Source organism: Treponema sp. (genome assembly GCF_051883275.1).
Lineage (GTDB): Bacteria > Spirochaetota > Spirochaetia > Treponematales > Treponemataceae > Treponema_D.
Map to the genome: position 1 here is coordinate 1 of NZ_JBJETK010000034.1, position 3,913 is coordinate 3,913.

General features: G+C 37.8%; 3 protein-coding genes. 1 reads left to right on the top strand and 2 read right to left on the bottom strand.

From position 1 onward, the window contains the following. Positions 1-571 precede the first annotated feature (571 nt). Positions 572-1,117 carry a hypothetical protein gene (locus ACI4L0_RS05180; protein WP_439799101.1) on the bottom strand — a complete coding sequence of 182 codons (546 nt, stop codon included), beginning with the start codon at positions 1,115-1,117 and terminating at the stop codon, positions 572-574. A gap of 182 nt (positions 1,118-1,299) precedes the next feature. Next, complete coding sequence (locus ACI4L0_RS05185; RefSeq protein WP_439799102.1) at positions 1,300-1,503, bottom strand: hypothetical protein; 204 nt, start codon at positions 1,501-1,503, stop codon at positions 1,300-1,302. A 322-nt stretch (positions 1,504-1,825) separates the two neighbouring features. Here ACI4L0_RS05185 and ACI4L0_RS05190 point away from each other — a divergent pair, with 322 nt between their 5' ends. Then, positions 1,826-3,913 carry a methyl-accepting chemotaxis protein gene (locus tag ACI4L0_RS05190; protein WP_439799103.1) on the top strand — a complete coding sequence of 696 codons (2,088 nt, stop codon included), beginning with the start codon at positions 1,826-1,828 and terminating at the stop codon, positions 3,911-3,913.

The following is a 3,913-nucleotide window of genomic DNA, read 5'->3' on the forward strand; positions in this document are numbered from 1 at the left end:
CTGTTTGCACCTTAAATCTGCTTCTTTTTCTGTGCTATTTTACGTACTCATTTTACTTTTCCTTGAATAAAATTCAGAATTATCAAAAACGGAATTAAAAAAAATGATATTTTAATTGACTTATCCAATATACTCTTAATTATATTTATTTCATAAATATAATTAACACAAATGCATATTATATTACAAAATAAAAGCAGATAGATTATAAATATTATCGCTTTATATATTTTTCTATTCTCTAATTTCCAAATATAGAGTCCCGACCATTTTAATAACAGAAATCTATTATCATTTATTATTGTTTTATCCTTTTTTGATAATGTTCCATTTATGCCCAAATTCAGAAAAAATAGTTGTATAAAAAATAATAGTAAAATACCTAAAATATTTTTCATAGCTACTCCTCTGAATTCTTTTTTACATAATTTTTATATGTATAATCTATTGCAATCATTATAACTACCTCGAATTAGGTGTATAAAAATATCTATTTGTTTAACAGAGAGCCTCTTTTTTTGACAATTAAGAAATTTAAGAAAATCTTATTCACTTAACGTAAAGTTTTCTTTTAATACTTGAAAGAAGAGTCATTCATAAATCTAATTTCAAATTTTATTTTAGATGCACTCCGTTTTATAGTTCTTCTTTTTTCATTATGATATCTAAATAAATAAAAATCTGCATTCCAATTTGCAACTTCATATCTCTTTTGACACCAAAAATAGAAACTGATAAATTTATCAAACTGGTAATGTATAACTTCATCAGCTTGCAATTGTTCGATTTGTTTCTTTGCAGAATCAAAATCTCTATTACATAATAATATATATACTTTATAAATAGAACATATGTTTCTCAGATTATTTGGAACATTTATGTCTTGATTGCTATAACAAATGTCTTTTAACAAATCTAAATCCTTCGGAATTAAGGAATCAAAAAAAATGATTATTTCTTCATCTGCAAATACTTTATTTTTGATAATTTTAAAAAAATCGTCAGATGAAGAAATTTCAATATTATGAAAATTTAGTCTAGATTCAACTATGTTATTGTTTTTAGTTGAACATGAAATAAAAGCAAAAATTATGAACAAAAAACTTATATTTTTCATTTGTTTACATCCTATTCCCAGTTATCCAAATAGCATTCAGGAGAATTGACATATTGATAATAATCTACAGCCTGATTGATGGCAATTCCTATATTTTGGGCAGTTCAAATTTTTGTTCAAGTTCTGAAAGCATATCATCTAAAACTGCAAGAAGTTTTTCCCGAATTTCATAATTATACCCCCTACATCAGCGGTGCGAGAATTCTAAAAAGCCAGCCGATAAACCTTATGTACTTTGGAATTTTTTTGTAAGCCTCGAGGGTAATTTCAGAACATTCAAGTTTTGTTTTTTCAAAATCGGCTTCGGCATCTTTTATTGGCGCTTTCGGTATGTATTCCCCAAGCGCAGGGGCTGTACTCAACCACCTTGAATACTTAGGCTTCAAATCTCTCGCTCCATAATAATAAAGTCCTTGTTTTCCGTCTAGTTCTGGATTCGCGTATTAGTTTTTAGAAATTTTGGAGGCTTTCATGGAATCGGGGGCGGTTCAAAATTTCCGGTAATTTTTAACGGTATTATAACTTTGTTTTCCTGTATTTTGTTTGACAGCCATTTGCGACAGGGATTATAATTTTTACCATAGCCTGTCCGGTTCGCCGCTTTGTACGGACTTTAGCCGGGCTATGCCGTTTTTTGCGGCTGTTTATTTTTCTATAAAAAACCTTGAAGAACATCTGTTTTTCGATTCGGCTTTACGGGAGTTTGTTATGAAAACCGCCTTTTCCCTGCGCCTGAAAATTGTTGTTTCCATTCTGGCGATTATCATCGTGTCGAACCTGTTTCTTGTGCTGTTTCTTTACGGAAAGTCCAAGTCAGAACTGGTTTCTTCGATATTGAAGAGCAGCGGGCAGTCTGCACATTCTACTGCGCTTGAAATTGGAAGCATAAACGACCTGGAATACAAAATGCTTTCTGCTCTTGCCGGGCTTCCCGAGATTCGTGATGACAATGTAGACTTGAAGGAAAAATGGAATATCATCAATGCCGTGGTAAAGGGGAATGATTCTTACATCGGTATGGCTATATATGACGAGTACGGCGTAGGCTGGACTACCACCGGAAAATATCAGGATCTGCATACTCGCGGATACCTTCAGATTGCTCTTAAGGGAAAGCCGTCTATCCTTGACCCTGCCTGGTCGCCTGTAAACGGCAAGCTTTCTACGTTTTATGCACTTCCGGTCTATGATTATTCAGAAAAGCAGATTGGCGTTGTTGTTGCCGTAATAGACAGCCTTAAACTATGCAGTACGGTTTCTGATGTCGTAATAGGAAAGCAGTCGCATCCGTATGTCATTAACAGGACTACCGGAAAATATGTGGCTCATTCAGACATAACGTTTTTAAAGGAAGGAAAAGGACTTTACGACGAACTTCCGCCTGAAATGGAAAGTGTTGTCGAAGGAATAAAGGCAGGGAATTCTTCATCTTTGTTCTGCCGTGATAAGGCAACAGGAAAAGAATTCTGCGTGTCCTATGAACCTGTAGGCGGAAATACTGACTGGGTTGTTGTATGCAGCGCGCCGGCGGAAGATTTCCTTGCTGAGATTGTTCATCTTAGAAATCTTGCAGTTCTTTTTGTAATTATATTTACCGTAATTTCCGTGCTTATCGTTTCAAGCATTGTAATAAAATCCCTTCGTCCTGTAGGTGTGCTAAAAGATTCAATCAGGACGATTGCCTCCGGTCACGCAGATTTAACAAGCCGCATAGACATTTCTTCCAATGACGAGATTGGTGAAGTTGTTTCCGGGTTCAACGAGTTTACGGCAAAACTTCAGGATATTGTAAGCGGCGTAAAGGAGGCAAAGGAGGAACTTATTGTTTCCGATGCTTCGCTTCAGGAAAAGACTGACGCTGCCAATTCTTCCATTTCCCACATTATTTCAAATCTTGATGCGGTGAACGGTGAAATTTCAAATCAGGCTGAATGTGTGGACAACACAGTCGAGTCTGTCCGCCAGATTGCAGACACGATTTCTTCGCTTGATTCCCTTGTGCAGATACAGGCTTCCGGCACGGAAAATGCTTCTGCCGCGGTAGAGCAGATGATCGGAAACATTCAGTCCGTAAATAATTCTGTGGAGCGGATGTCCGAGCTTTTCAACCGGCTTCTGGAAGATGCACAGACCGGTTCGGGCAAGCAGAGCGATGTGAGCAGTCAGATAACTGATATTGCAAAGCAGTCCGAAATGCTGCAGGAAGCCAACGCCGTGATTGCATCGATTGCGGAGCAGACAAATCTTCTTGCAATGAATGCTGCTATAGAGGCAGCGCACGCAGGAGATGCCGGCAAGGGATTCAGCGTTGTTGCCGATGAAATCAGAAAGCTCTCGGAAACTTCATCAAGCCAGTCAAAGAACATTGGCGAGCAGCTCAAGCTCATAAAAGATTCTATTCAGAATGTGGTTGTGGCTTCTGACGAGTCGAACGTGTCTTTTACTTCTGTTGTCCAGGATATAAAAGAAACGAACCGGCTTATGCAGGAAATCAAGAACGCTATGGCGGAGCAGCAGGTTGGATCTTCGCAGATTAGCGAGGCTGTCATTGCAATGAAAGAAAGCGCGGGCAAGGTTCGCGAAGAATCTGTGCGGATGAGCGGACAGAACAAAAGCGTGCTTGACGGCGTGCAGCGGCTTAAGGACGTTACGGGCGTTATGAACGGCAAAATTTCAGATATGGAAAATGAAATTGAAGCTGTTTCTGGCTCTGGAAAAGACCTTGCAGAAATCGCTTCTGTGATGAGCAGTTCAATCCAGAACATCGGAAGCCGCATAGACGAATTTAAGGTGTAG

Excerpts from the sequence above, each read along its gene's own strand:
- ACI4L0_RS05180 (WP_439799101.1), bottom strand. The coding sequence starts at position 1,117 with ATGAAAAATATAAGTTTTTTGTTCATAATTTTTGCTTTTATTTCATGT.
- ACI4L0_RS05190 (WP_439799103.1), top strand. The coding sequence starts at position 1,826 with ATGAAAACCGCCTTTTCCCTGCGCCTGAAAATTGTTGTTTCCATTCTG.